The organism is Klenkia brasiliensis (genome assembly GCF_900100695.1).
Taxonomy (GTDB): Bacteria; Actinomycetota; Actinomycetes; order Mycobacteriales; family Geodermatophilaceae; genus Klenkia; species Klenkia brasiliensis.
This window is the reverse complement of the sequence record NZ_FNCF01000001.1, coordinates 451,816-473,256: the sequence shown is the minus strand read 5'-3', so window position 1 is coordinate 473,256 and position 21,441 is coordinate 451,816. Positions and strand designations below refer to the sequence as shown.

At 76.7% G+C, this 21,441-nt stretch carries 24 protein-coding genes and 1 riboswitch; of the genes, 9 read left to right on the top strand and 15 right to left on the bottom strand.

Annotated features, from left to right (window positions below; genetic code table 11):
• Window positions 1-2: 2 nt before the first annotated feature.
• From cobA to BLT39_RS02405, 7 genes are read right to left on the bottom strand one after another with little or no spacing between them, the layout of a single operon-like run.
• Entirely contained in the window at window positions 3-1,238 is a 1,236-nt protein-coding gene (gene cobA / locus BLT39_RS02435) for a uroporphyrinogen-III C-methyltransferase (protein ID WP_091058003.1), read from the bottom strand.
• Complete coding sequence (gene cobT, locus BLT39_RS02430; RefSeq protein ID WP_091057998.1) at window positions 1,238-2,290, bottom strand: nicotinate-nucleotide--dimethylbenzimidazole phosphoribosyltransferase; 1,053 nt, start codon at window positions 2,288-2,290, stop codon at window positions 1,238-1,240. Before cobT ends, cobA begins: the two co-directional genes overlap by 1 nt.
• Entirely contained in the window at window positions 2,287-3,288 is a 1,002-nt protein-coding gene (gene cobC / locus BLT39_RS02425) for an Rv2231c family histidinol phosphate aminotransferase CobC (RefSeq protein WP_091057995.1), read from the bottom strand. Before cobC ends, cobT begins: the two co-directional genes overlap by 4 nt.
• Window positions 3,285-3,680 (bottom strand): cobalamin biosynthesis protein, encoded by a 396-nt coding sequence (locus BLT39_RS02420; RefSeq protein WP_242658103.1) that lies wholly within the window; start codon window positions 3,678-3,680, stop codon window positions 3,285-3,287. The genes cobC and BLT39_RS02420 overlap by 4 nt, the downstream gene beginning before the upstream one ends.
• A 56-nt stretch (window positions 3,681-3,736) precedes the next feature.
• Window positions 3,737-5,107 carry a cobyrinic acid a,c-diamide synthase CobB gene (locus BLT39_RS02415; RefSeq protein WP_091059312.1) on the bottom strand — a complete coding sequence of 457 codons (1,371 nt, stop codon included), beginning with the start codon at window positions 5,105-5,107 and terminating at the stop codon, window positions 3,737-3,739.
• Window positions 5,104-5,718 (bottom strand): cob(I)yrinic acid a,c-diamide adenosyltransferase, encoded by a 615-nt coding sequence (cobO, locus tag BLT39_RS02410; protein ID WP_091057987.1) that lies wholly within the window; start codon window positions 5,716-5,718, stop codon window positions 5,104-5,106. Before cobO ends, BLT39_RS02415 begins: the two co-directional genes overlap by 4 nt.
• Window positions 5,718-7,745, bottom strand: coding sequence for a putative cobaltochelatase (locus BLT39_RS02405; RefSeq protein ID WP_091057983.1), 2,028 nt, complete (start codon window positions 7,743-7,745; stop codon window positions 5,718-5,720). Before BLT39_RS02405 ends, cobO begins: the two co-directional genes overlap by 1 nt.
• Before the next feature lie 34 nt (window positions 7,746-7,779).
• Window positions 7,780-7,920, bottom strand: a riboswitch (cobalamin riboswitch).
• A gap of 24 nt (window positions 7,921-7,944) precedes the next feature.
• On the opposite strand from BLT39_RS02405, the gene BLT39_RS02400 reads away from it, so the two are divergent.
• From BLT39_RS02400 to BLT39_RS02390, 3 genes are read left to right on the top strand one after another with little or no spacing between them, the layout of a single operon-like run.
• Window positions 7,945-8,397, top strand: coding sequence for a hypothetical protein (locus tag BLT39_RS02400; RefSeq protein ID WP_091057979.1), 453 nt, complete (start codon window positions 7,945-7,947; stop codon window positions 8,395-8,397).
• Complete coding sequence (locus tag BLT39_RS02395; RefSeq protein ID WP_091057975.1) at window positions 8,394-8,687, top strand: transcriptional regulator; 294 nt, start codon at window positions 8,394-8,396, stop codon at window positions 8,685-8,687. The genes BLT39_RS02400 and BLT39_RS02395 overlap by 4 nt, the downstream gene beginning before the upstream one ends.
• A gap of 23 nt (window positions 8,688-8,710) precedes the next feature.
• Window positions 8,711-9,859, top strand: coding sequence for an AbrB family transcriptional regulator (locus tag BLT39_RS02390; protein WP_242658102.1), 1,149 nt, complete (start codon window positions 8,711-8,713; stop codon window positions 9,857-9,859).
• 1 nt (window position 9,860) lies between these two features.
• On the opposite strand, the gene BLT39_RS02385 is transcribed toward BLT39_RS02390, so the two are convergent.
• A complete protein-coding gene (locus BLT39_RS02385; protein WP_207507528.1) occupies window positions 9,861-10,421 on the bottom strand; it encodes a type II toxin-antitoxin system PemK/MazF family toxin in 561 nt (186 codons plus the stop codon).
• 172 nt (window positions 10,422-10,593) lie between these two features.
• On the opposite strand from BLT39_RS02385, the gene BLT39_RS02380 reads away from it, so the two are divergent.
• The gene (locus BLT39_RS02380; RefSeq protein ID WP_091057968.1) at window positions 10,594-10,815 is read left to right on the top strand and encodes a hypothetical protein; all 222 of its coding nucleotides are present in this window, start codon (window positions 10,594-10,596) and stop codon (window positions 10,813-10,815) included.
• Here BLT39_RS02380 and BLT39_RS02375 read toward each other — a convergent pair.
• On the bottom strand, window positions 10,808-11,233 hold the full coding sequence (locus BLT39_RS02375) for a VOC family protein (protein WP_091057965.1): 426 nt from the start codon (window positions 11,231-11,233) through the stop codon (window positions 10,808-10,810). The two genes, BLT39_RS02380 and BLT39_RS02375, sit on opposite strands and share 8 nt — an antisense overlap.
• Window positions 11,234-11,299: 66 nt before the next feature.
• On the opposite strand from BLT39_RS02375, the gene BLT39_RS02370 reads away from it, so the two are divergent.
• On the top strand, window positions 11,300-11,809 hold the full coding sequence (locus tag BLT39_RS02370; protein WP_165640100.1) for a methyltransferase domain-containing protein: 510 nt from the start codon (window positions 11,300-11,302) through the stop codon (window positions 11,807-11,809).
• On the opposite strand, the gene BLT39_RS02365 is transcribed toward BLT39_RS02370, so the two are convergent.
• Window positions 11,806-12,396 (bottom strand): MSMEG_1061 family FMN-dependent PPOX-type flavoprotein, encoded by a 591-nt coding sequence (locus BLT39_RS02365; protein WP_091059305.1) that lies wholly within the window; start codon window positions 12,394-12,396, stop codon window positions 11,806-11,808. The genes BLT39_RS02370 and BLT39_RS02365 overlap by 4 nt on opposite strands.
• A 29-nt stretch (window positions 12,397-12,425) precedes the next feature.
• Here BLT39_RS02365 and BLT39_RS02360 point away from each other — a divergent pair, with 29 nt between their 5' ends.
• The 3 genes from BLT39_RS02360 (at window position 12,426) to BLT39_RS02350 (ending at window position 16,016) form a co-directional block, all read left to right on the top strand.
• Window positions 12,426-12,809, top strand: a complete 384-nt coding sequence (locus BLT39_RS02360; protein WP_091057958.1) for an acyl-CoA thioesterase — start codon at window positions 12,426-12,428, stop codon at window positions 12,807-12,809.
• Between the two features lie 149 nt (window positions 12,810-12,958).
• Window positions 12,959-15,481, top strand: a complete 2,523-nt coding sequence (locus BLT39_RS02355; protein ID WP_091057954.1) for a lamin tail domain-containing protein — start codon at window positions 12,959-12,961, stop codon at window positions 15,479-15,481.
• Between the two features lie 136 nt (window positions 15,482-15,617).
• The gene (locus BLT39_RS02350) at window positions 15,618-16,016 is read left to right on the top strand and encodes a DUF1801 domain-containing protein (RefSeq protein WP_091057950.1); all 399 of its coding nucleotides are present in this window, start codon (window positions 15,618-15,620) and stop codon (window positions 16,014-16,016) included.
• On the opposite strand, the gene BLT39_RS02345 is transcribed toward BLT39_RS02350, so the two are convergent.
• From BLT39_RS02345 to yczR, 4 genes are all read right to left on the bottom strand, one after another.
• Window positions 16,013-16,420 carry a DUF1810 domain-containing protein gene (locus BLT39_RS02345; RefSeq protein WP_242658101.1) on the bottom strand — a complete coding sequence of 136 codons (408 nt, stop codon included), beginning with the start codon at window positions 16,418-16,420 and terminating at the stop codon, window positions 16,013-16,015. The genes BLT39_RS02350 and BLT39_RS02345 overlap by 4 nt on opposite strands.
• The gene (locus BLT39_RS02340; protein WP_242658100.1) at window positions 16,417-17,913 is read right to left on the bottom strand and encodes a cobyric acid synthase; all 1,497 of its coding nucleotides are present in this window, start codon (window positions 17,911-17,913) and stop codon (window positions 16,417-16,419) included. The genes BLT39_RS02345 and BLT39_RS02340 overlap by 4 nt, the downstream gene beginning before the upstream one ends.
• Window positions 17,910-18,554, bottom strand: coding sequence for a lysophospholipid acyltransferase family protein (locus BLT39_RS02335; RefSeq protein WP_091057947.1), 645 nt, complete (start codon window positions 18,552-18,554; stop codon window positions 17,910-17,912). The genes BLT39_RS02340 and BLT39_RS02335 overlap by 4 nt, the downstream gene beginning before the upstream one ends.
• 73 nt (window positions 18,555-18,627) lie before the next feature.
• On the bottom strand, window positions 18,628-20,073 hold the full coding sequence (yczR, locus tag BLT39_RS02330; RefSeq protein ID WP_091059296.1) for a MocR-like transcription factor YczR: 1,446 nt from the start codon (window positions 20,071-20,073) through the stop codon (window positions 18,628-18,630).
• A 61-nt stretch (window positions 20,074-20,134) separates the two neighbouring features.
• On the opposite strand from yczR, the gene BLT39_RS02325 reads away from it, so the two are divergent.
• Window positions 20,135-20,359 (top strand): hypothetical protein, encoded by a 225-nt coding sequence (locus BLT39_RS02325; protein ID WP_091057943.1) that lies wholly within the window; start codon window positions 20,135-20,137, stop codon window positions 20,357-20,359.
• Window positions 20,360-20,531: 172 nt separating this feature from the next.
• Here the strand turns inward: BLT39_RS02325 and BLT39_RS02320 are convergent, their stop codons facing one another.
• On the bottom strand, window positions 20,532-21,440 hold the full coding sequence (locus BLT39_RS02320) for a cobalamin biosynthesis protein (RefSeq protein WP_091057939.1): 909 nt from the start codon (window positions 21,438-21,440) through the stop codon (window positions 20,532-20,534).
• Window position 21,441: the final 1 nt, after the last annotated feature.

Below are 21,441 nucleotides of genomic sequence, written 5' to 3'. Positions count from 1 at the left end.
GGTCAGGCGCCCAGGCCGACCACGTCGCCGACCACCCAGACGGCGGGCGGGCGCACGCCCTCGGCGGCGATGGTGGCGCCGAGACCGGCCAGCGTGGTGCGGAACAGCCGCTGCGCCGGGCCCGCGCCGTCCACGACCACGGCCACCGGGGTGTCGGCGGCCCGGCCGTGCTCGACCAGGGCGGCGGCGATCGCCGGCGCGGTCTCCACGCCCATGAGCACCACCAGCGTGCCGCGCAGCCGGCCCAGGGCGGCCCAGTCGACCAGGGACGACGGATGGTCCGGCGGCACGTGCCCGGAGACCACCACGAACTCGTGGGTCATCCCGCGGTGGGTCACCGGGACGCCGGCCAGCCCGGGGACGCCGATCGCGCTGGTCACCCCGGGCACCACCTCGACGGGCACCCCGGCGGCGGCGCAGGCCTCGAGCTCCTCGTAGCCGCGGCCGAAGACGAACGGGTCGCCGCCCTTGAGCCGCACCACCCGCTTGCCGGCCAGCGCGTGCTCCACCAGCAGCGCGTTGATCTGCTCCTGCGCCATCGAGCGGCCGCGGGGCAGCTTCGAGGCGTCGACCACCTCGACGTGCGGCGGCAGCGACGCCAGCAGCGACTGCGGCGCCAGGTGGTCGGCGAGCACGACGTCGGCGGTGGCCAGCGCCTGCCGGCCGCGCACGGTCACCAGACCGGGGTCACCGGGGCCGCCGCCGACCAGCACGACGCTGCCCCGCCCGTCGCGCGGGCGGGAGACCGTGTCGGCCACGGTGCCGTCGGTCAGCCCGACCAGCACGGCGTCCCGGATGCCGACGGCGCGCTGCGGGTCGCCGCCCCCGTGCACGCTCACCACGACGTCCCCGACCCGGCCGACCGCCGGGGTCCAGACGCTGGAGCGGGACCGGTCGTCGGCCCGGGCACAGAAGATCCGGCGCGCCTCGGCCTCGTCGGCCACCGCCTCGTTGACCTCGGGGTCGTCCGTGGCGGCGACGGCGTACCAGGCGTCGGCGAGGTCGCCCCCGGCCCAGGGCCGCCGCGCCCAGGTGACCGAGCCGGGCTCGACCAGCGCCTCCAGTGCCGGGGTGAGCTCCGGGCTGACCACGGTGACCACCGCGTGGGCGTCCAGCAGCCCGGCCACCCGGCGGTGGGCGACCTGGCCGCCGCCGACGACGACGACCCGCTTGCCGGCCAGCCGCAGCCCAATCGGGTAGACCGACCCGGAGGCGGGGTCGACGGGGGTGGCCGGCATCAGGCCTTCTCGGTGACGCCGGCGGAGTCGAACGTGGCGACGTCGGCCAGTGCGCGGGCGGCGCTGGCGACGAGCGGGGAGGCCAGCAGGGCGCCGGTGCCCTCGCCCAGGCGCAGGTCCAGGCCCAGCAGCGGGCGCAGACCCAGGTGGCGCAGCGCGAGCGCGTGACCGGGCTCGGCGGACACGTGGCCGGCCAGTGCGTGCTCCAGCGCCGGCGGGCACAGCGCCGCGGCGACCAGGGCGGCCGAGCCGGCGATGACGCCGTCGAGCACGACCGGCACCCGCGCGGCGGCCGCACCCAGCACGAAGCCGGCCAGCGCGGCGTGCTCCAGCCCGCCGACCTCGGCCAGCACGGTCAGCGGGTCGCGCTCCCCGTCCAGCCGGGCCAGGGCGCGCTCGACGACGGCGACCTTGCGGGCCAGCGTCGGGTCGTCGACGCCGGTGCCGCGACCGGTGGCCTCGGCGGGGGCCGCGCCGGTGAACGCGCAGACCAGCGCGGCGGAGGCGGTGGTGTTGGTGATGCCCATGTCGCCGGTGACCAGGCAGCCGTGGTCGGCGGCGAGCGCGGTGGCCACCTCGATGCCGACCTCGACGGCCCGGCGGGCCTCGTCCGGCGTCATGGCCGGGCCCTCGGCCAGGTCGGCGGTGCCGCGCCGGACGTTGCGGTCCCAGAGCCCGGGCGCGGGGCCCGACGGCGCCGCGACGCCCACGTCGACCACGACCACGTCGGCGCCCAGCTGCGCGGCGAAGGCGTTCACGACGGCGCCGCCGGCGGCGAAGTTGGCCACCATCTGCGCGGTGACCTCCTGCGGCCACAGGGTGACGCCCTGGGCGTGCACGCCGTGGTCGCCGGCGAAGACCGCGACGGCGGCCGGGACCGGCAGCGGCGGCGGGCAGGCCCCGGCGGTGCCGGCCAGCTGCGCCGCGACGTCCTCCAGCACGCCGAGGGAACCCGGCGGCTTGGTCATCCGGTCCAGGCGCTCGCGGGCGGCCCGCTCGGCGGCGGGGTCGCGGGGTGCGACGGCGGCGATGGTCTCGTCGAGCAGGCTCATGGTCGCTCCAGGATCGCAGCCAGGGCCGCGGCGAACGCCGCGGAGGTCGCCGGGTCGCGCACGGCGACCCGCAGGTGGTCCGGGTCGAGCCCGGGGAAGGTGTCGCCGCGGCGGACGGCGAACCCGGCCCCGCGCAGCCGCAGCCGCACCGCCTCGGCGCCGGGGACCCGCAGCAGCACGAACGACGACGCCGGGGTGCCGACCACCTCGACGCCGTCCGGCAGCAGGTCCAGCAGGGCTGCCCGGTGACCGGCGAGCTCCCGGGCCCAGCCGTCGGTGTCGACGCCGGCGCAGGCCTCCAGCGCGGCGAGCGCCGGGGTGGACACCGGCCAGTGCGGCTGGACGGCGGCCAGCGCGGCCACCAGGTCGGCCGGGCCGAGGGCGTAGCCGACCCGCAGACCCGCCAGCCCCCAGGTCTTGGTCAGGCTGCGCACCACCAGCAGCCCGGGCAGGTCCCGGCGGGCGGCCAGCGACTGCGGCTCGCCGGGGTCGGTGTCGGCGAAGGCCTCGTCGAGGACCACGGTGCGGCCGGGCCGGCACAGCGCGGCGACGTCGGCGGCGGGGTGCAGCACCGAGGTGGGGTTGGTCGGGTTGCCCAGCACCACCAGGTCGGCGTCCCCCGGCGGCGGGGTGAGGCGGTAGGACGGCGGGGCGAGCAGGTGCCGGTGCACCGGGTGGCCGTGCGCGCGCAGCGCCGCCTCGGGCTCGGTGAAGGACGGGTGGACCACGACCGCGCGGCGCGGCCGAAGGGCACGCGCGACCAGGGTGAACGTCTCCGCGGCGCCGGCGGTCAGCAGCACCTCCTCGACGGGTCGGCCGTGCGCGGCGGCGACGGCGGCCCGGGCGCGGGCGGGGTCGGGGTAGGCGGCGCAGTCGTCGACCGCGGCGCGCAGCACCGCGCGCAGCCAGGCCGGGGGAGCGCCGGCGCGCACGTTGACCGCCAGGTCGACCAGCCCGGGGGTGGCCTCGACGTCCCCGTGGTGGTGCAGGTCGGTCACCGGGACGCGACGGCCACGGTCACCGGGCCGCGGACGGTCTTGGGCACCACCAGCCGGCCGCCGTCGGCGAGGGCGGCGGCCTCCGCCACCGACGGCGTGCCGAGGGCGGCGGCGACCCGGGCCGAGACCGACGGCACGGGGACGGCGGCCAGCGCCTCGACCGGGAACGCGACCAGCGGCCAGCCCCGGGCGGCCGCGGCCCCGCGCACGCCGGGCTCCGCGGCGCGCCGGTCCACGGTGGCCAGGGCCCGCACCCGGGAACCGGCGGGCAGGACGGCGTCGACGGCGGCGAGCACGACGTCGGCGGTGACACCCGGCCGCGCCCCGATCCCGACGACCACCTCCTGCTCAGCGTTGATCAGGGAGGTTGATCGACGTCCGTCCTCCTGCACGAGATCTGGTGCACCAGGATGAAGTTGGATCAGCTCCCCTGATCCACGCTGGACGGTCACGCCGGCGCCCCCGCCCGGGCTCGGGCGGCCGCCGCGACGAACCGCGAGGCCAGCTGCGGGGACCCGGCCCAGTTCAGGTGCAGGTAGGAGGCGTGCACCCCGCCCTGCACGAACCCCTCGGGCCCGTCGGCGCTCCACTGCCACGCGGGCGAGGGCCCGGCGCCGGGGGAGGTGCGCGTGCGGTGGAACTCGTGCCCGCGCACCCGGGTGCCCGCGGGGGCCAGCACGCTGTCGGTCATCGCGACCGCGGCGCGGTAGCCCAGGGTCAGCCGCGGGTGCATCGCGGCCTGCGCGTCGAGCACCCCGCACATCGGCTCGCCGTCCAGGGACCCGGCGAGGTACAGCAGCCCGGCGCACTCGGCCGCGACCGGTGCGCCCGAGGCGGCCAGCTCGGCGATCGCCGTCCGCAGGCCGACGTTGGCCGCCAGCGCGGAGGCGTGCACCTCGGGGAAGCCGCCGCCGACCACCAGGCCCGCGGTGCCCGGCGGCAGCGCGGAGTCCCGCAGCGGGTCCACGGTGACCACCTCGGCGCCGGCCGCGGCGAGCAGCTCGGCGGTCTCGGCGTAGCCGAAGGTGAACGCGGGACCGCCGGCCACGGCGACCACCGGCCGGCCCCCGACCCGCTCGACCTCGGCCGCGGGGTCCCACGGGCGGGCGTCCAGGTCGGGGGCGCTGCGGGCCAGCCGCAGGACGGCGTCCAGGTCGACCGACGACCCGACCACGGCGCCCAGCGCGCGGACGGTGCGCACCGCCTCGGCCGACCGCTCGGCGGCGGGCACCAGGCCCAGGTGGCGGGACGGCGTCTCCAGGTCGGCGATCCGGCGGACCGCCCCCAGCACCGGCACCCCGGCCGAGCCCAGCGCCTCGCGCAGGATGGCCTCGTGCCGGTCGGAGCCGACCCGGTTGAGGATGACCCCGCCCAGGCGCACGGTGGGGTCGAACGTGGCGAACCCGTGCACCACGGCGGCCACGCTGCGGGCCTGCGCGGAGGCGTCCACGACGAGGACGACGGGGGCGCGCAGCTGGGTGGCCACGTGCGCGGTCGACCCGAAGCCGGGCTCGACCGAGGGGTGGCTGGCGCCGTCGAACAGGCCCATCACGCCCTCGACGACGGCGACGTCGGCCCCGCGGGCGCCGTGCAGGAACAGCGGCGCGATCCGCTCCTCGCCGACCAGCCAGTTGTCCAGGTTGCGGCCCGGCCGCCCGGCGGCGAGCGAGTGGTAGCCGGGGTCGATGTAGTCCGGGCCCACCTTGTGCGGGGAGACGGTGAGCCCGCGGTCGGTGAGCGCGGCGATCAGCCCGGTGGCGATCGACGTCTTGCCCGCGCTGGAGGACGGTGCCGCGAGGACGACGCGGGGGATGGTCACCACTCGATGCCCCGCTGGCCCTTCTGGCCGGCGTCCATCGGGTGCTTGACCTTGGTCATCTCCACGACCAGGTCCGCGGCCGCCACGAGCGCCGGGTGGGCGTCGCGCCCGGTGATCACCACGTGCTGGTTGCCCGGCCGGGTGCGCATGGTCTCCACCACGTCCTCGACGTCCACCCAGCCCCACGTCATGGGGTAGGTGAACTCGTCGAGCACGTAGAACCGGTGCGCCTCGGCGGCCAGGTCGCGCTTGATCTGCGCCCACCCCTCGGCGGCGTCGGCGGCGTGGTCGGTCTCGTCGCCCTGCTTGCGCGACCAGGACCAGCCCGAGCCCATCTTGTGCCAGACGACCGGGCCGCCCTCGCCGGTCTCGGTGTGGAGCCGGCCGAGGGTGGTCATGACGTTCTCCTCGCCGACCTTCCACTTCGCGCTCTTGACGAACTGGTAGACCGCGATCGACCAGCCCTGGTTCCACGCGCGCAGGGCCATGCCGAAGGCGGCGGTGGACTTGCCCTTCATCGTCCCCGTGTGCACCGCCAGCAGCGGCCGGTTGCGGCGCTGCTTGGTGGTCAGCCCGTCGACCGGGACCGCGGTGACCTGCCCCTGCGGCATCAGGCGGCGTCCTTCACGTCCTGCACCAGCGCGCCCAGGTCCTCCATGCGGAGCACCTGCCCGCCCAGGTGCGCGCCCAGGACCTGCGCCAGGCCGAGCTTCACGAAGCCGGACTCGCAGTCCACGACCACCGACGCGGTGCCCGCGGCCCGCAGCAGCCCGGCGGCGCGGTGCGCCTGGCCCAGGTGGTCGGTGCCGCGCTCGCCGGTCGCCCGGCCGTCGGTCACCACGACCAGCAGCGGACGGCGGCGGGGGTCGCGCACCCGCTCCACCCGCAGCACCTCGTGGGCCCGCAGCAACCCGGCGGCGACCGGCGAGCGGCCCCCGGTGGGCAGGTCGGTCAGCCGGGCCGCGGCGGCCTCCACCGACCACGTGGGCGGCAGCGCCAGCTCGGCCCCGGCGCCGCGGAAGGTCACCAGGCCCACCTTGTCCCGCCGCTGGTAGGCGTCGGTGAGCAGCGAGAGGACGGCGCCCTTGACCGCGGCCACCCGGCTGCGGGAGCCCATCGAGCCCGAGGCGTCGAGCACGAACAGCACCAGGTTGCCCTCGCGGCCCTCCAGCTCGGCCTGCCGCAGGTCGGCGCGCTCCAGCCGCAGCCCGGGGCCGGTGCGGCCGCGCTCGCGCTGGTGCGGGGCGGCGGCCACGACGGTGTCGACCAGGTGCAGCCGGGTCACCGTGCCCTCGGGACGGCGGGAGCCGACCACCCGGCCGCGCTCGCTGCGCGCCTTGGAGCGCCGGCCGGCCACGCCCGCGCCGATGCCGGGGACCTCCAGGCGCCGGGCGCGGAACGCCGCGTCGGGCGCCACGGCGGCCCGCTCGGGCGCCGGGCCGGCGACGTCGCCCTCGCCTTCCCCGGTCCCGCCGGTGGGGGGCAGGGGATCCCCTGCACCACCCTGCGGCCCGGACCGTGGGGGAGGGGCTCCCTCGCCCTCGCGGGGCGGGGCGTCGGCGTCGGTGTCGGTGGGTCCGCCCGGGCCACCCGGACCGCCCTCCGGGGGGGTGGGGTCGTCCTCGGGGTCGGGGCGGGCGTCGTCCAGGGCCTGCTCGAGGGTCTCCTCGTCCAGGCCGGGGGCGTCGAAGGGGTTGCGGCGGCGGCGGTGCGGCAGCGCCAGGCGGGCGGCGACCCGGACGTCGTCCTCGGTCACCTCCGCGCGGCCCGACCAGGCGGCGTGCGCGATCGCGGCGCGGGCGGTGACGATGTCGGCGCGCAGCCCGTCGACGCCGAACGCGGCGCACACCGCGGTGACCTGGGCCAGCGCGGCGTCGCCGAGCACGACGTCGGGCAGCAGCGCCCGGGCCGCGGCGATCCGGTCGGCGAGCTCCCGCTCCTCGGACGACCAGCGGGCCCCGAAGCCGGCGGGGTCGGCGTCGGCGGCGAACCGGCGGCGCACCACCTCGGCGCGCAGCGCGGCGTCGCGGGGGGCGGCGACCTCCACGGTAAGGCCGAAGCGGTCCAGCAGCTGCGGCCGCAGCTCGCCCTCCTCGGGGTTCATCGTGCCCACCAGCAGGAACCGGGCGGCGTGCTGCACCGACACGCCCTCGCGCTCGACGTAGGCCCGGCCCAGCGCGGCGGCGTCCAGCAGCAGGTCCACCAGGTGGTCGTGCAGCAGGTTGACCTCGTCGACGTAGAGCACGCCGCGGTGCGCGGCGGCCAGCAGCCCGGGCTCGAAGCTCTTCACGCCCTCGGTGAGCGCCCGCTCGATGTCCAGCGAGCCGACCAGCCGGTCCTCCGAGGCGCCGACCGGCAGCTCCACCAGGCGGGCCGGCCGCTGCGCCGCCGGGCCGTCGGCCGGGTGCGGGCCGTCGGGGCAGGCCGGGTCGGGGGCGGCGGGGTCGCAGCCGAACCGGCAGCCGGGGACGACGTCCACCGCGGGCAGGACGGCGGCCAGCGCGCGGACCGCGGTGGACTTCGCCGTGCCCTTCTCCCCGCGCACCAGCACGCCGCCGACGGCGGGGGAGACGGCGTTGAGCAGCAGGGCCAGGCGCATGTCGTCCATGCCGACCACGGCGCTGAAGGGGTAGACCACGGGGGTTCCTCTCCCCGGGTGTCCGCGCCCGGAGGTGGCAGGTGGCGACGGCGGCAGTTCCTGGCTCACCCCGGGGGGCTGACAGTGGCGGGACCGCGCCGGAGTCGCACCGGCTTCCTGCACTGCCGTCGCAGTTCGCGTCCATCTCACCACGCCGCAGACTTGACGATCCGGAAAGTCGTCCGGCAGACTTTCCGGCATGGAAAGTCGAGACGACGCCGCGGCCTCGCTGGCCGCGCTGGACACCGACCGCGCGGCCCTCGCCGACCGCGCCCGCCAGCCCCGCTGGTACGACCCCGCGCTGGGCGTGCTGCTGGGCGGCTTCCTCGCGACGTACTCCTTCGCCTTCCCCTGGGCCACCCTCGCCGCGCTGCCGGTCTTCGCGATCGGCACCGGCCTGCTGGCGGCGGCCTACCGGCGGCACACGGGGATGTGGGTCAGCGGGTTCCACGGCAGCCCGTCGACCAGGCCGCTCGTGCGGGTGTGGGCGCTGGCCTGCGCGGTCGTGCTGGCCGTGGGCCTGGTCGCCGAGCTGGTGCTCGACGTCCGGTACGCCATGGTCGGGGCCGGCGTCCTGCTGGGCGTCGGTGCCGCGGTGCTCAGCTCCCGCTGGACGACGGCCTACCAGCGCGACCTCCGGGCAGGGCGGTGACCGCCGTCGAGCCCCGGTTCGACCAGGTCGTGCACGCCCCGCCGCGGCTGCAGGTCTGCGGCCTGCTCGCGGCCGTCGACGTGATGGACTTCGCGGCCGTCCGCGACACCGTCGGGGTCAGCGACTCGGTGCTGTCCAAGCACGTCAAGCAGCTCGAGGACGCCGGCTACGTGCGGGTCAGCAAGGCCACCGTGGCGTCCCGGCAGCGCACGTCGCTGTCGCTGACCCGGGCCGGCCGTGCGGCGTTCACCGCCCACGTCGCCGAGCTGCGCCGCATCACCGGCGGCTGACCAGCGCCCGCCACCCCGGCGCGGTGGGCGACCGGGCCGCGTCGGCGGGGCGGGTGCGGCTCGGCTCCACGGCGTCGTCCTCCCTCGCCGGCGGCGTGACCTGCGCCCCAGGAGCAGAGTGGGCCCCGATGAACCGGCGGCTGCTCCTGGACTGGCTGGCCGTGCTGGCCGTCGCGGTCGTCCTGTCGGTCGTGCTGGAGCTGCTCTCGGTGCCCTCGGCGACGCTGTTCGCCGGGCTGGTCGCGGGCCTGGGCCGCGCCCTGCTCGTCGCCGGGCCGCCGGTGCCGCCCAAGCAGGGCATGACCGTCGCGCAGGCGGTGGTGGGGGTCTCCATCGGCGCGCTGGTCTCGCTGTCGACGCTGGAGACCATCGCCGCCGACTGGCTGCCGGTCCTGGCGGTGACCGTGGGGACGTTGCTGCTCAGCGTGCTGGCCGGCCGGCTGATGGCCCTGCAGCGCGGGGTCAGCCGGGTGACCGGGGCCTTCGCGATGATCGCCGGCGGCGCCTCCGGGATCACGGTGATGGCGCGCGAGCTGGGTGCCGACGCCCGGATGGTCGCCGTCCTGCAGTACCTGCGGGTGCTGCTGATCGTGGTCACGATGCCGGTGGTCGCCGCCGTCGCGTTCGGTGCCTCCGGCAGCGGGACGGTGCCGGTCGACGCCGGGCCCGGGGTCTGGGCGGGGTTGCTGTTCACCCTGGTCAGCGCCGGGGTCGGCTACCCCCTGGCCCGCCTGCTCCGGCTGCCCGTGGCCGCGCTGCTCGGCCCGATGCTGGTCGCGGCGACGCTGGACCTGACCGGGCTGTCCCGGGACGCGTCGGTGCCGGCCCTGCTGGAGGCCGCGGCGTTCCTGGTGATCGGCCTGCAGGTCGGGCTGTCCTTCACCCGGGACAGCCTGCGGGTGGTCGGCCGCGCGCTGCCGCTGGCCCTGCTGCTCATCGTCGCGCTGGTGGTGGCCTCGGCGGGCCTGGGCCTGGTGCTCTCGGCCACCGCCGACGTCAGCCCGCTCACCGCCTACCTGGCCACCACCCCGGGTGGGCTCTACGCGGTGCTGGCCACCGCGACCGGCAGCGGGGCCGACGCCACGGTGGTGCTCGCCGTCCAGGTGCTGCGGCTGTTCGTCATGCTGCTCACCGCCCCGCTGCTGTCGCGCTGGCTGCGCCGCGGCGGCTGAGTCACCAGCCCAGCACGCGGCGGGCCTCGTCGGCGACCTGGTCGAACCGGCGCCGGTCGAGCACGGCGCCCTCGCGGCGGACGTCGTCGGTGCCCATGAGCAGGACCCGGTCCACGCGGACCTCGCTGGGCCGGCCCTGCCGGTCCCAGTCGCCGCTGCCGATGTCCACCCACACCCGGCCGTGCCGGGCCTCGTCGGCGGCGTCGCGGTCGTGGTCCTTGCTGGTGAGCATCAGCCCGAGCAGGTCGTCCCCGTGCCGGCCGACCACCAGGACCGGGCGGTCCTTGCCCCGGCCGTCGCCCTCCTCGAAGGGCACCCACGCCCAGACGACCTCCCCCGGGTCGGGGCGGCCGTCGGCGCGCGGGGAGTAGGAGATCTCGCCCCGGCCGGTGAAGTCGCCGGCGGCCGACCGGCGGGCCGGGGCGGGGGAGGGCGGCAGCGGCGAGCGCCGGGGCGGACCCGCCGGGCCCGATCGCCGGGTCGGTCGGGTCGCCGTCCGGGTGGCCTCCCGGACCACGGTCGACACCACCTGGGACAGCAGGGACTTCCAGCCGCTCGCCACGGGGCCACCGTAGAGCCCCCGGCGCGCCGCCCCGACACGCCGCCTGGCCCGTGACCTGCGTTGCTGCTGTCACCCGGTGGGACGAAGGTGGGTCAGGACACGGTTGGAATGTCGCCGCCGAGGTCATTGAATGGACCTGGGTGCGGGGCGCACCCCCACGGGGAGGTGCCACATGACCAGCGCGGAGCCCGTCCGGCCGGCCACCACCAACGGCCTGTTCGGGACCTCGAGGGTCCGCGCCAGTGCGCTGGCCTCCTACCAGCTGGTCGAGGACGCCCGGGACCGCGCGCCCGAGCACGTGCGCAAGCGGCAGCGCACCCGCGCCCGCAACGAGCAGGCCGTCGCGGTGCGCCGGATGGCGCGGGAGTTCGACCGGGACGACCCGGTCAGCTGATGCAGAGCTCGTTGCCCTCCGGGTCGGCGAGCGTCACCCACCCGTGCGGCCCCTGGCTGGCCCGGTGCAGCTCCGTGGCGCCCGCGGCGACCAGGCGGGCCACCTCGGACTCCACGGCGTCCCGGCCCACCCGGACGTCGAGGTGCACCCGGTTCTTCACCGTCTTGGCCTCGGGCACCCGCTGGAAGAGCATCCGCGGCATGGTGCCGTCGGGGTGCACGATCGCCGCGCCCTCGGCCCAGACCAGCTCGCCCCGGTGGGTGGTGGTGTCGGACTCCAGGGCGTGGCCCTCGGCGACCATCCGGCGGATGAACGCCTCGTCGCTGGGCTCGCGCCGCCAGCCCAGCGCGTCGGCCCACCAGTCGGCGAGCGGGTGCGGGTCGGTGCAGTCGAAGGTGACCTGGAAGGTGTGCGCCATGGCGGCACGCTAGGACCGGGGTACGACGGTTCTGCGGCGGTGGCGGCCCGCCAGTAGATTCCGGCGGTGCCGATCAGCTCGCCCGAGGGCAAGGACTGGACCCGCAAGAAGATCGTCGACCTCGCGCCGGGGTCGCTGCTGGACGTCGGGGCCGGCGCCGGCACCTACGCCAAGCTGCTGGCCGGCGACCGTCCGGCGCGGATGACCGCGCTGGAGGTGTTCGAGCCCTACGTGGAGACCTACGGGCTGCGCGACCTCTACGACGAGGTCGTGCTCGGCGACGCGCGGACGACCGAGCTGCCCGCCGCCGACGTCGTCGTCCTCGGGGACGTGGCCGAGCACATGACGGTGGAGGAGGCGCAGGACCTCTGGGAGAGGGCCGGCCGGGCCGCCGGGCGCGCGGTGTACATGTCGATCCCGATCGTGCACTACCCGCAGGGCGAGCTCGAGCACAACCACCACGAGATCCACGTGGTCGACGACTGGGACCACGACAAGGTGCTGGCCGCCTTCCCGGGCATCACGGACTTCTTCCGCGGCGAGGTCGTCGGGGTCTACGAGCGCCGCACCGCCTAGAGCTCGCCCGCCAGCTCGGTGCGCATCTCGTGGTCGGGCTGGGCGGGGGAGTCGGCGGCGGTGTGCTCGCGCCAGACCTGGCCCATCGGCGGGAAGACCGACCGCTCGACCCGGGCGTCGGGGTCCCACAGCCGGGAGCGCATGACCGCCTTGGCGCAGTGGAAGTAGGCCCGCTCGACGTCGACGAGCAGCACCGACAGCGGCGGCTTGCCGAACTCCACGAGGTCCAGGTCGACCTCCCCGGTCGGCACCGACCGGGCGCGGCCGTAGACCCGCAGCGTCTCGTCGATGCCGGGGACGAAGAACATCAGCGCGACCTGCGGGTTGGCCTGCAGGTTGTGCAGGCTGTCCAATCGGTAGTTGCCCTCCCGGTCGGGCAGCACGAGCGTGCGCGGGTCGAGCACCCGCACGAAGCCGGGGACGCCGCCGCGGGGCGAGACGTCGGGGGAGCCGGCCGCGTCGGCGGTGGCCAGGGTCGCGAACGGCGAGAGCCCGATGAAGGCCGCGCAGTGGTGGTCGACGTGGTCGATGACCTTGTCGACCGCCCGGGCGTTGGGTCCGCGGTAGTGGTCCAGGGCGCCGTCCATGGTCACCAGCCTCCCCTACGATCGCGCCCGTGTCGGTCACCTGGAGCGCGCCGGTCCGGTACAGCGAGTGCGATGACCAGCGCGTGGTGTTCAACGCCAACTACCTGGTGTGGGCCGACGAGGCGTCCAACGCCTGGTGGCCCTCGGTCGGCCTGCGCTGGGACCCCGACGGCGTCTGCGGGGTGCAGCCGTTGGTCAAGGCGGCGAGCCTGGAGTGGTCGTCGTCGGCCGTGTGGGGCGACACCGTGGACGTCGCCTGCGGCCTGGAGAAGCTCGGCCGGACCAGCCTGACGCTGGCCTTCGAGGTCCGGGTCGGCGACCGGCTGTGCTGCGTCGTCCGGTCGACCTACGTGGCCACCCGGGACGGGGTGCCCGTGCCGTGGCCGGACGAGGTGCGCGCCGCCGTCTCCTGACGCAGCGTGACCAGGACGTCGCACAGCTGAGGCATAGGCGCGGCGTGTCGGCCCGCGCCGCCCGCCGGTCGTCCGCCGTTCACCTCCGGGTCGCCGGGCCGGGCTCGACTCGCCGGGTCCTGACCCCGGCGAACGGATCCCCGAACCCCATGCGCTCGTCCACCGCCCGCCTCGGCGCCCTCCTGCTCGCCGTGGCCGGCGCCGCCACCGGCCCGCTGCTGCTGGCCCCGTCCGCCTCGGCCGCCGACGCCGACCTGTCCACCGTCACGATCAACGAGGTGGAGTCGCAGGGCGGTGACCCCGGCGACTGGGTGGAGCTCGCGAACGCCGGCACCACCGCCGTCGACGTGGGCGGCCTCGTGCTCACCGACAGCGACCCGACCCACCGGTACGAGCTGCCGGCCGGGACCTCGATCCCGGCCGGGGGCCACCTCGTGCTGGAGGAGGGGACCGGCTTCGCCTTCGGCCTGGGCGGCTCGGACGCCGTCCGGCTCCTGCGCGCGGACGGCGCGGTCGTCGACGAGTACGCGTGGACCTCGCACGCCACGACCAGCTACGGCCGCTGCCCGGACGGCACCGGCGCGTTCACCACCACGGCGAACCCGACGAAGGGCTCGGCCAACGACTGCTCCACCCCCGACCCGGAGCCCGATCCGCAGCCGGTCGCGTCCGCCGTCGTGGTCAACGAGGTGGAGAGCAACGGCGACGACACCGACTGGGCCGAGCTGACCAACACCGGCACCGCCGATGTCGCGATCGGCGGCTGGACCTTCCGCGACTCCGACCCGACCAACCCGGCCTTCACGCTGCCGGCCGGTGCGGTCGTCCCCGCCGGGGGCTTCTACGTCGTCGACCAGGCCCAGGGCGGTCAGCCCGGGTTCACCTTCGGCCTGGGCGGCGCCGACGCCGTCCGGCTGTCCGACACCGCCGGCACGCTGGTCGCCGAGTACGCCTGGGAGGAGCACGCCACCGTCACCTGGGGCCGCTGCCCGGACGGGACCGGCGAGTTCACCGACACCACCCGCGCCACCAAGGGGACGGCGAACAACTGCCTGCCCCGGGTGCAGATCAACGAGGTGGAGTCCCAGGGCGGCACCCCGGGTGACTGGGTGGAGCTGTTCAACGTCGGCACCACCCCGGTCGACCTGGCCGGCGCGGTGCTGACCGACGCCGACGGCGGCAGCTGGACCCTGCCCGCGGGCAGCGAGGTGCCCGGCCGCGGGTACCTGGTGCTGGACCAGGCGCAGTTCGGCTTCGGCCTCGGTGGGGCCGACACGGTCACCCTCAGCTCGCCCGGGGGCGTGGTCTACGACAGCTACGCCTGGACCCAGCAGGCGAGCACGACCTACGGGCGCTGCCCGAACGGCGTCGGGGACCTGGTCACCACCCTCGAGCCGACCAAGGGCTCCTGGAACGCGTGCGCCGGCTACCCGGTCCCGGCCCCGTGGCCGGGGGGCCCGGACGAGACGGCGATCGACGACGAGGCCACCGTCACCGGCGACCTGAGCGGGTTGGACATCGAGCCCTCGGGCACCGCGGCGCCCGGCACGCTGTGGGCGGTGCAGAACGGTGACGGCCTGCTGTACCGGCTCGTCGACGACGGGGCCGGCGGCCGCACGGTCGCGGGGGAGTGGACGCTGGACTACCCGGGTGGCCCCGGCGGTGTGGTGGACGCCGAGGGCGTGACCGTGGCCGGCGACGACTCCGCCGGCGGGGTGTACGTCTCCAGCGAGCGCGACGACCGCGCCGACGACGTCAGCCGCCCGTCGGTGCTGCGCTACCTGCCCACCGGCACCGGCGGCACCCTGGTCGCGACGACGGAGTGGGACCTGGCGCCGGACTTCCCGGGCCTGGGGGCCAACTCCGGTCTCGAGGGCATCACGTGGGTGCCCGACGCGTACCTGGTCGACGGCGGGTTCGTCGACCAGCGGACCGGCCGCGCCTACGACCCGGCGGGCTACCCGGGCCACGGCGACGGGTTGTTCCTCGTCGGCGTCGAGGGCACCTCCAGCGTCCACGCCTACGCGCTGGCCGACGACGGCGGGTTCGCCCGGGTCGCGACGATCCCGGTGGACCTGTTCACCCCGTTCGGCCCGGACGACGAGCCGGTGGTCGCCGACGTGCAGTTCGACGCCGACCTGGGTGCGCTCTGGGTGGTCTGCGACGAGGTCTGCGGTGGTCAGACGGCGCTGTTCGCCCTCGACGGGTCGGGGTCGTTCACCGCGGTGGAGACCTTCGCGCCGCCCGCCGGCGCCGACCCGACGCTCGCCAACGAGGGGTTCGCCATCGACACCGAGGCGACCTGCGTCGACGGGTACCGGGCGACCTACTACGCCGACGACAACGACACCGACGGCTTCTCCCTGCGCACCGGAACCTTCCCCTGCGCCGAGGACGGCACCGACCCGGGCCCCGGCACCGAGCCGGGCCCGGGCACCGGTGGGCCGGGGACGGGCCCGGGCACCCAGCCGGGCACCCAGCCGGGCACCCAGCCGGGCACGCAGCCGGTCGCCGGTCCGGGCGCCGGGGGCGGGTCGGGCACGGGGACGCACCCGACCCGGACCGCGCTGGCGCAGACCGGCGCCGAGGTCGGCAGCTGGACGGCGCTGGCCGCCGGGCTGCTGGTCGCCGGCGGGGTCGCGCTGGTGGCGGGGCGCCGCCGGCACGGCTGACCCGGGTCGCCGCACATCCCCGACGGTGGCCGGCCGGTACGACGGTCGGCCACCGTCGGGGACGTCGGGCCACCCCGCCCGTGGCGCACAGGGGACCGGGTTATCGTCCGACCCCGTCCCGCACACCGGAGGTCCCGTGGAACCCGCAGCCGAGATCGACGCCCTGGTCGCGAAGCACGCCGACTGGCGCGGGCAGACCCTGGCCGAGGCCCGCCGGCTGATCCTGGCGGTCGACCCGGCGATCGAGGAGACCTGGAAGTGGATGGGCTCCCCGGTGTGGGAGCTCGACGGCATCCTCGTGGTGGGCGACGTCTTCAAGGCCAAGGTCAAGCTCGGCTTCCTGCACGGCGCCTCGCTGCCCGACCCGACCGGGCTGTTCAACGGCGAGCTCGGTGGCAACCAGCGCCGCTCCTACGAGTTGTTCGAGGGCGACACCATCAACGCCTCGGCCTTCCAGGACCTGGTGCGCGCGGCGATCGAGCGCAACCGGGCCGCGGTGGCCGAGCGGGCCGCGAAGAAGACGAAGAAGGCCTAGCCGAGGAGGCGCACGGTCGCGTCGTCCGGCCCGTCGTACCACTGGGTGAGGACGGCGGGGAACCGCGGCTCCACCGGGTCCGCGGTGGCGAACAGCGTCATCGACGAGCGCAGCTTCAGGTCATCCGGGGAGCCGAGCACCTCGTGCGCCGTCCGGTCCCCGTGCTCGAGCAGCACGTCGCAGGCCTGCCGCAGCCGTGCACCGAGCACCGGGTGGTCGAGGTAGGCCCGGGCCTCGGCCAGGTCGGCGATCCCGTAGTGCTGCGCGGTCGCCGACCGCCCCAGCCCGCGCAGCTGGGGGAAGACGAACCACATCCAGTGCGTGCGCTTGTGCCCGGCGCGCAGCTCGGCGAGGACGTCGTCCCACACCTCGTCCTGGGCATCCACGAATCGCTGCAGCGTCACGCCGTCCAGCCTGCACCAGGGGGCAGCAGCGGCAACCCGGGCGGCGTGCCCTGCTCCAGCAGCCGCCACAGCGCGGCGGTGTCGGCGTGCTCGGCGACCAGGTCGCCCAGGGCGTCCAGCCGGCGCTCCCGCACCGCGGCGAAGTCGGTGTCCGGGGCGACGGTGAACCGTCGCCCGGTGGTGGCCGCGACGTCGGCGAGGAAGGCCCGGCGGAACCCGTCGTTCTCCAGCGCGCCGTGCCAGGTCGTCCCGCTGACGGCGCCCACCCGCACGCCGTCCAGGAACGGCTCGCCGCCGTCGGGGGTGACCACGCCGTGGTGGATCTCGTAGCCGTGCACCGGGTGGCCGCGCCAGGACCCGGTGGGCCGGGCCAGCACCTTCTGGGCGCCGAAGACGACGTCGGTGGGCAGCAGGCCCAGGCCCGCGACCGCGCCGGCCCGGGACTCCACGTCGTCGGTGATGGTGCGGGCCAGCATCTGGTGGCCGCCGCAGATGCCCAGCACCGGCCGGCCCTCGGCGGCCCGGCGGGCGATCGCTGCGTCCAGGCCCCGCTCCCGCAGCCAGGCCAGGTCCGCGACGGTCGCGCGGGTGCCGGGCAGCACGACGAGGTCGGCGTCGGCCAGCTCGGCGGGGCTGGTCGCGTACCGGACCAGGACGCCGGGTTCGGCGGCCAGGGCGTCCAGGTCGGTGAAGTTCGACAGCCGGGGGAGGCGCACGACCGACACCCGCAGCACGTCCTCGCCGACCGGGGGCGCGGCCTGGCCGCGGTCGCCGTCCAGGTCCAGGGAGTCCTCGACGTCCAGCCAGAGCCCCGGTACCCAGGGCAGGACGCCGAGGGTGGGCCGGCCGGTCAGGTCGCGCAGCTGGTCCAGGCCCGGGGCCAGCAGCCGGGGGTCGCCGCGGAACTTGTTGACCAGGAACCCGGCGACCAGCGCCTGGTCGGCCGGCGGCATGAGCGCCACCGTGCCGTAGAGGGCGGGGAACACCCCGCCGCGGTCGATGTCCCCGACGACCACGACGGGCAGCTGCGCGGCGGTGGCCAGGCCCATGTTGGCGATGTCGGTGTCGCGCAGGTTGATCTCGGTCGGGGAGCCCGCGCCCTCGCAGACCACGACGTCGAACCGGCTGCGCAGGTCGGCCAGGCTGGCCAGCACCTGCTCGAGCAGCTGCGCCTTGAGCCCGCGGTAGCTCATCGCGGTCACGTCGGTGACCGCTCGGCCGAGGACGACGACCTGGCTGGACCGCTCGCCGCCGGGCTTGAGCAGCACCGGGTTCATCGCCGCCTCGGGCTCGGCGCGGGCGGCGGCGGCCTGGAACACCTGGGCCCGGCCGATCTCGGCGCCGTCGGCGGTCACCCAGGAGTTGTTGCTCATGTTCTGCGCCTTGAACGGCGCCACCGAGACGCCCTCGCGGGCCAGCCACCGGCAGATGCCGGCCGTGACGACGGACTTGCCGGCGTCGGACGTGGTGCCGGCGACCAGCAGCGCGCTCACCAGCCGGACTTCTCCTGCCCGCTGAGCCCGTGGATCGCCGTCATGATCGCGTCGGTGACCTCGCGGCGGGCCTTGCCCTTGCCGGCCTGGCCGCGGTGCTCGGGGAAGGTCAGCGGCTCGCCGAAGGTGATGGTCACCTTGGCCGGGCGGGGCCACGGTGCGCCGACCGGCTGCACCCGGTCGGTGCCGTGCACCGCGACCGGGACGACGGGGCAGTCGGCGGTCAGCGCCAGCCAGGCGACCCCGGTCTTGCCGCGCGCGAGCTTGCCGTCGCGCGAGCGGGTGCCCTCGGGGTAGATGCCGAAGGCCTCGCCGTCGTTGAGCGCGTGCAGCACGGTGTCCAGGCCGGCCTGCGCGGCGCGCTGGGCCTGCCGCTCGACCGGGCGGGCGCCCAGCGCGGTGAACAGCACCTTGGTCAGCCAGCCCTTCAGCCCGGTGCCGGTGAAGTACTCCGACTTCGCCAGGTAGCCGACCTTGCGGGGGGCCATCAGCGGGATGGCGATGGAGTCGATGAAGGACAGGTGGTTGCTGGCCAGCAGCACCGGCCCGGTGCGGGGCACCCGCTCCTCGCCCACCACGGTCGGCCGGCAGGCCAGCACGAACAGCGGCCGAAGCACGAACCTGGCGAGGAAGTAGAACACCCTGCGCTCCTCCCTCGGCACCGACGACCGGGGCATCATCCCCCGGCGCCGCCGGGGTCCCCCGGTCGGGGGCTCAGACGGCGCGCACCGGCGTCGTCGAGCCGCCGCGACCGGCCAGCCGGTCGGCGACCCGGCCCAGCACGGCCAGCGCGGACCGGACCTCCGCCGCCGGCCGGGTGAAGGGCAGCCGCAGGTGGTCGTCGAAGGCCGCGCCGGTGCCGAACGCCCGGCCCTCGGCGACCCGCACGCCCTCGACCAGGGCCGCCCGGGCCAGCGCCGCCGAGCTGACCCCCTCGGGCAGCCGGCACCAGGTGGCCAGCCCGCCGGTCGAGGGGTAGGGCGACCAGTCGGGCAGCAGCTCGGCCAGGGCGGCGCCGAGCACGTCGCGGCCGGCCCGCAGCTCGGCGCGGCGGTCGGCGAGCACCCGGTCCAGGTCGGCGACCAGGAAGGTGGCGGTGAGCTGGTCCAGCACGCCGACGGTCAGCTGCCGCTGGCCGTAGGTGTCGGCCAGCCGGGCGGCGAGCGCGGCGTCGGTGCGCAGCCAGCCCACCCGCAGGCCGCCCCACACCGACTTCGACAGCCCGCCCACGGTGATGGTGGCGGCGTCGGGCACCCCGGCGGCGAACGGCGGCGGGTCGGGGGCGTCCTCGTCCAGGTGCAGACCGGTGGTCACCTCGTCGACCAGGGTCAGCGTGCCCTGCTGCCAGAGCGTGGCCGCCAGCCGGCGCCGGCCGGTGGCCGACAGCGTCGCGCCGCTGGGGTTGGAGTGGTCGGGCATCAGGTAGGCCAGCCGCGGGGCGCTCTGCCGCGCGGCGGTGTGCGCGGCCTGCACCAGCGCGTCGGGGTCGGCCGGGTCCACCGGCACGGGCACGGGGACCGCGCCCAGCTCGGTGACCAGCTGCACGGCGCCCGGGTAGGTGGGGTGCTCCATGAGCACCCGGTCGCCGGGGGAGAGCAGGGCGGTGGTGACCAGGCCGACGGCGTCCATCACCCCGGCGGTGACGACGACCTGGTCGGGGTCGGTGGGCAGGCCGCGGGCGGTGAACCGGTCGGCGACCGCCCGGCGCAGCGCCGGTAGCCCGTCGGGGTGGTAGCCGGAGTCGCCCAGCGCGCCGGGCAGCAGCTCCAGCGCGCGGGTGTAAGCAGGCAGCAGGTGCGGCGAGGCCGGGGGAGCGGCGTGCGCCAGGTTGACCACGCCGTCGCCGTCGCGGGGCAGCGGCCACTCGACGCCGGGCCCGTGCGGCAGCTCGGTGACGGTGCCCGACCCGTGCCGGGTGCGCGCGTAGCCCTCCTCGCGCAGCGTGCGGTAGGCGCTGGCCACGGTCACCCGGCTGACCCCCAGCGCCTCGGCGAGCTCGCGCTCGGCGGGCAGCCGGGTGCCCACCGGCAGCGCCCCGGTACCCAGCAGCTCCTGCACCCGGGCGGCCAGCGCGGCGTAGCGGGGGCCCGTGCCGGCCGGGGCCCCCAGCAGCGCGGCGAGCTCGTGCGCCCGAGTGGACTGGTCGGTCAGCACTGGCATGCGGTCCACCATGCCCGACTGGACCGTTCTTGACCAGACTTCCCGGTGCCACCGTGGCGGCATGAGCATCGGTGGAGTCCTTGTCCTGCTGGTCCTGCTCGCGCTGCTGGTCGCGACGGTGGTGGTCACCGCCCGCGGTGGGCGCGGCCCGGCCGACCCGCCGCGCAGCCACCCGGGCGCCGGCTGGCCCGCACCCCGCGGTGTCGTGCACCGCCGCGCCACCGCACCCGCCCGCGCGCCACGGCGGCCGGCGGCCGTCCACCGCCTCCGCCCGGTCCGGCACTGATCAGCCCGGCTGGTCGAGGTCCGTCCTGGTTCACCGGCACCGGCGAGCCAGGACGGACGACGATCAACCCACCTGATCCATGTCCATCCCCCTGCACCAGATCCGGCGAGGGAGGACGGACCTGGATCAACCCACCTGATCGATGCCGGGCCCTACCGGCGGAGGCCGGGCCCTACCGGCGGAGGAGGCGGGCGGCGACGGCGAGGGCGGCGGCGGTCGTCCACACCGCGCGGGACAGCCGCACCGCCCGGCCGATGTCGGCCCGGACCGGGGGCTCGCCGTCGCCCATCGTGGGCCGGTCCTCCACCCGGGTGCCGTAGACGTTGCGCCCACCCAGCCGGACGCCGAGGGCCCCGGCCGCCGCGGCCTCGCAGCGGCCGGAGTTCGGGCTGGGGTGGGCGCCGCCGTCCCGCCGCCACGCGGCCAGCGCACCGGAGGCCGACCCGCCCACCAGCGGCGCCACGACGACGGTCAACGCGGCGGTCAGCCGGGCGGGCACCCAGTTGGCGGCGTCGTCCGCCCGCGCCGACGCCCAGCCGAAGCGGGCGTACCGGTCCGAGCGGTACCCGACCATGGCGTCCAGGGTGTTCACCGCGCGGTAGGCCAGCAGGCCCGGGACGCCGGCGACCGCGCCCCACACCAGCGGCGCCACCGCGGCGTCGGAGGTGTTCTCCGCGACCGACTCCACGGTGGCCCGCACCAGCTCGGCCCCGCCCAGGGACGACGGGTCCCGGCCGGCCAGGGTGGGCAGGTGCGCGCGGGCGGCGGGCAGGTCGTCGAGCAGGGCGTCCATCCGGGCGCCGGCCCGGCCCAGCGACGTCCCCCCGAGCACCGCCCAGGTCGCGACCGCGGTGGCCGCCGTCCGCGCCAGGGGTCCCCGCGGCGTGCGGACCGCGGCCAGCGGCAGCACCAAGGCCGCCCAGTGCAGCGCCCCCGCCGTCCGGGAGTCCCGGTGGGTCCGCCGCTCCAGCGCAGCGGCCACCCGGCCGAAGCCCGCGACCGGGTGCCCGCGGTGCGGGTCGGCGAGCACCAGGTCGGCGGCCGCGCCCAGCGCGATCCCGGCAGCTCCCGCGACGTCCACG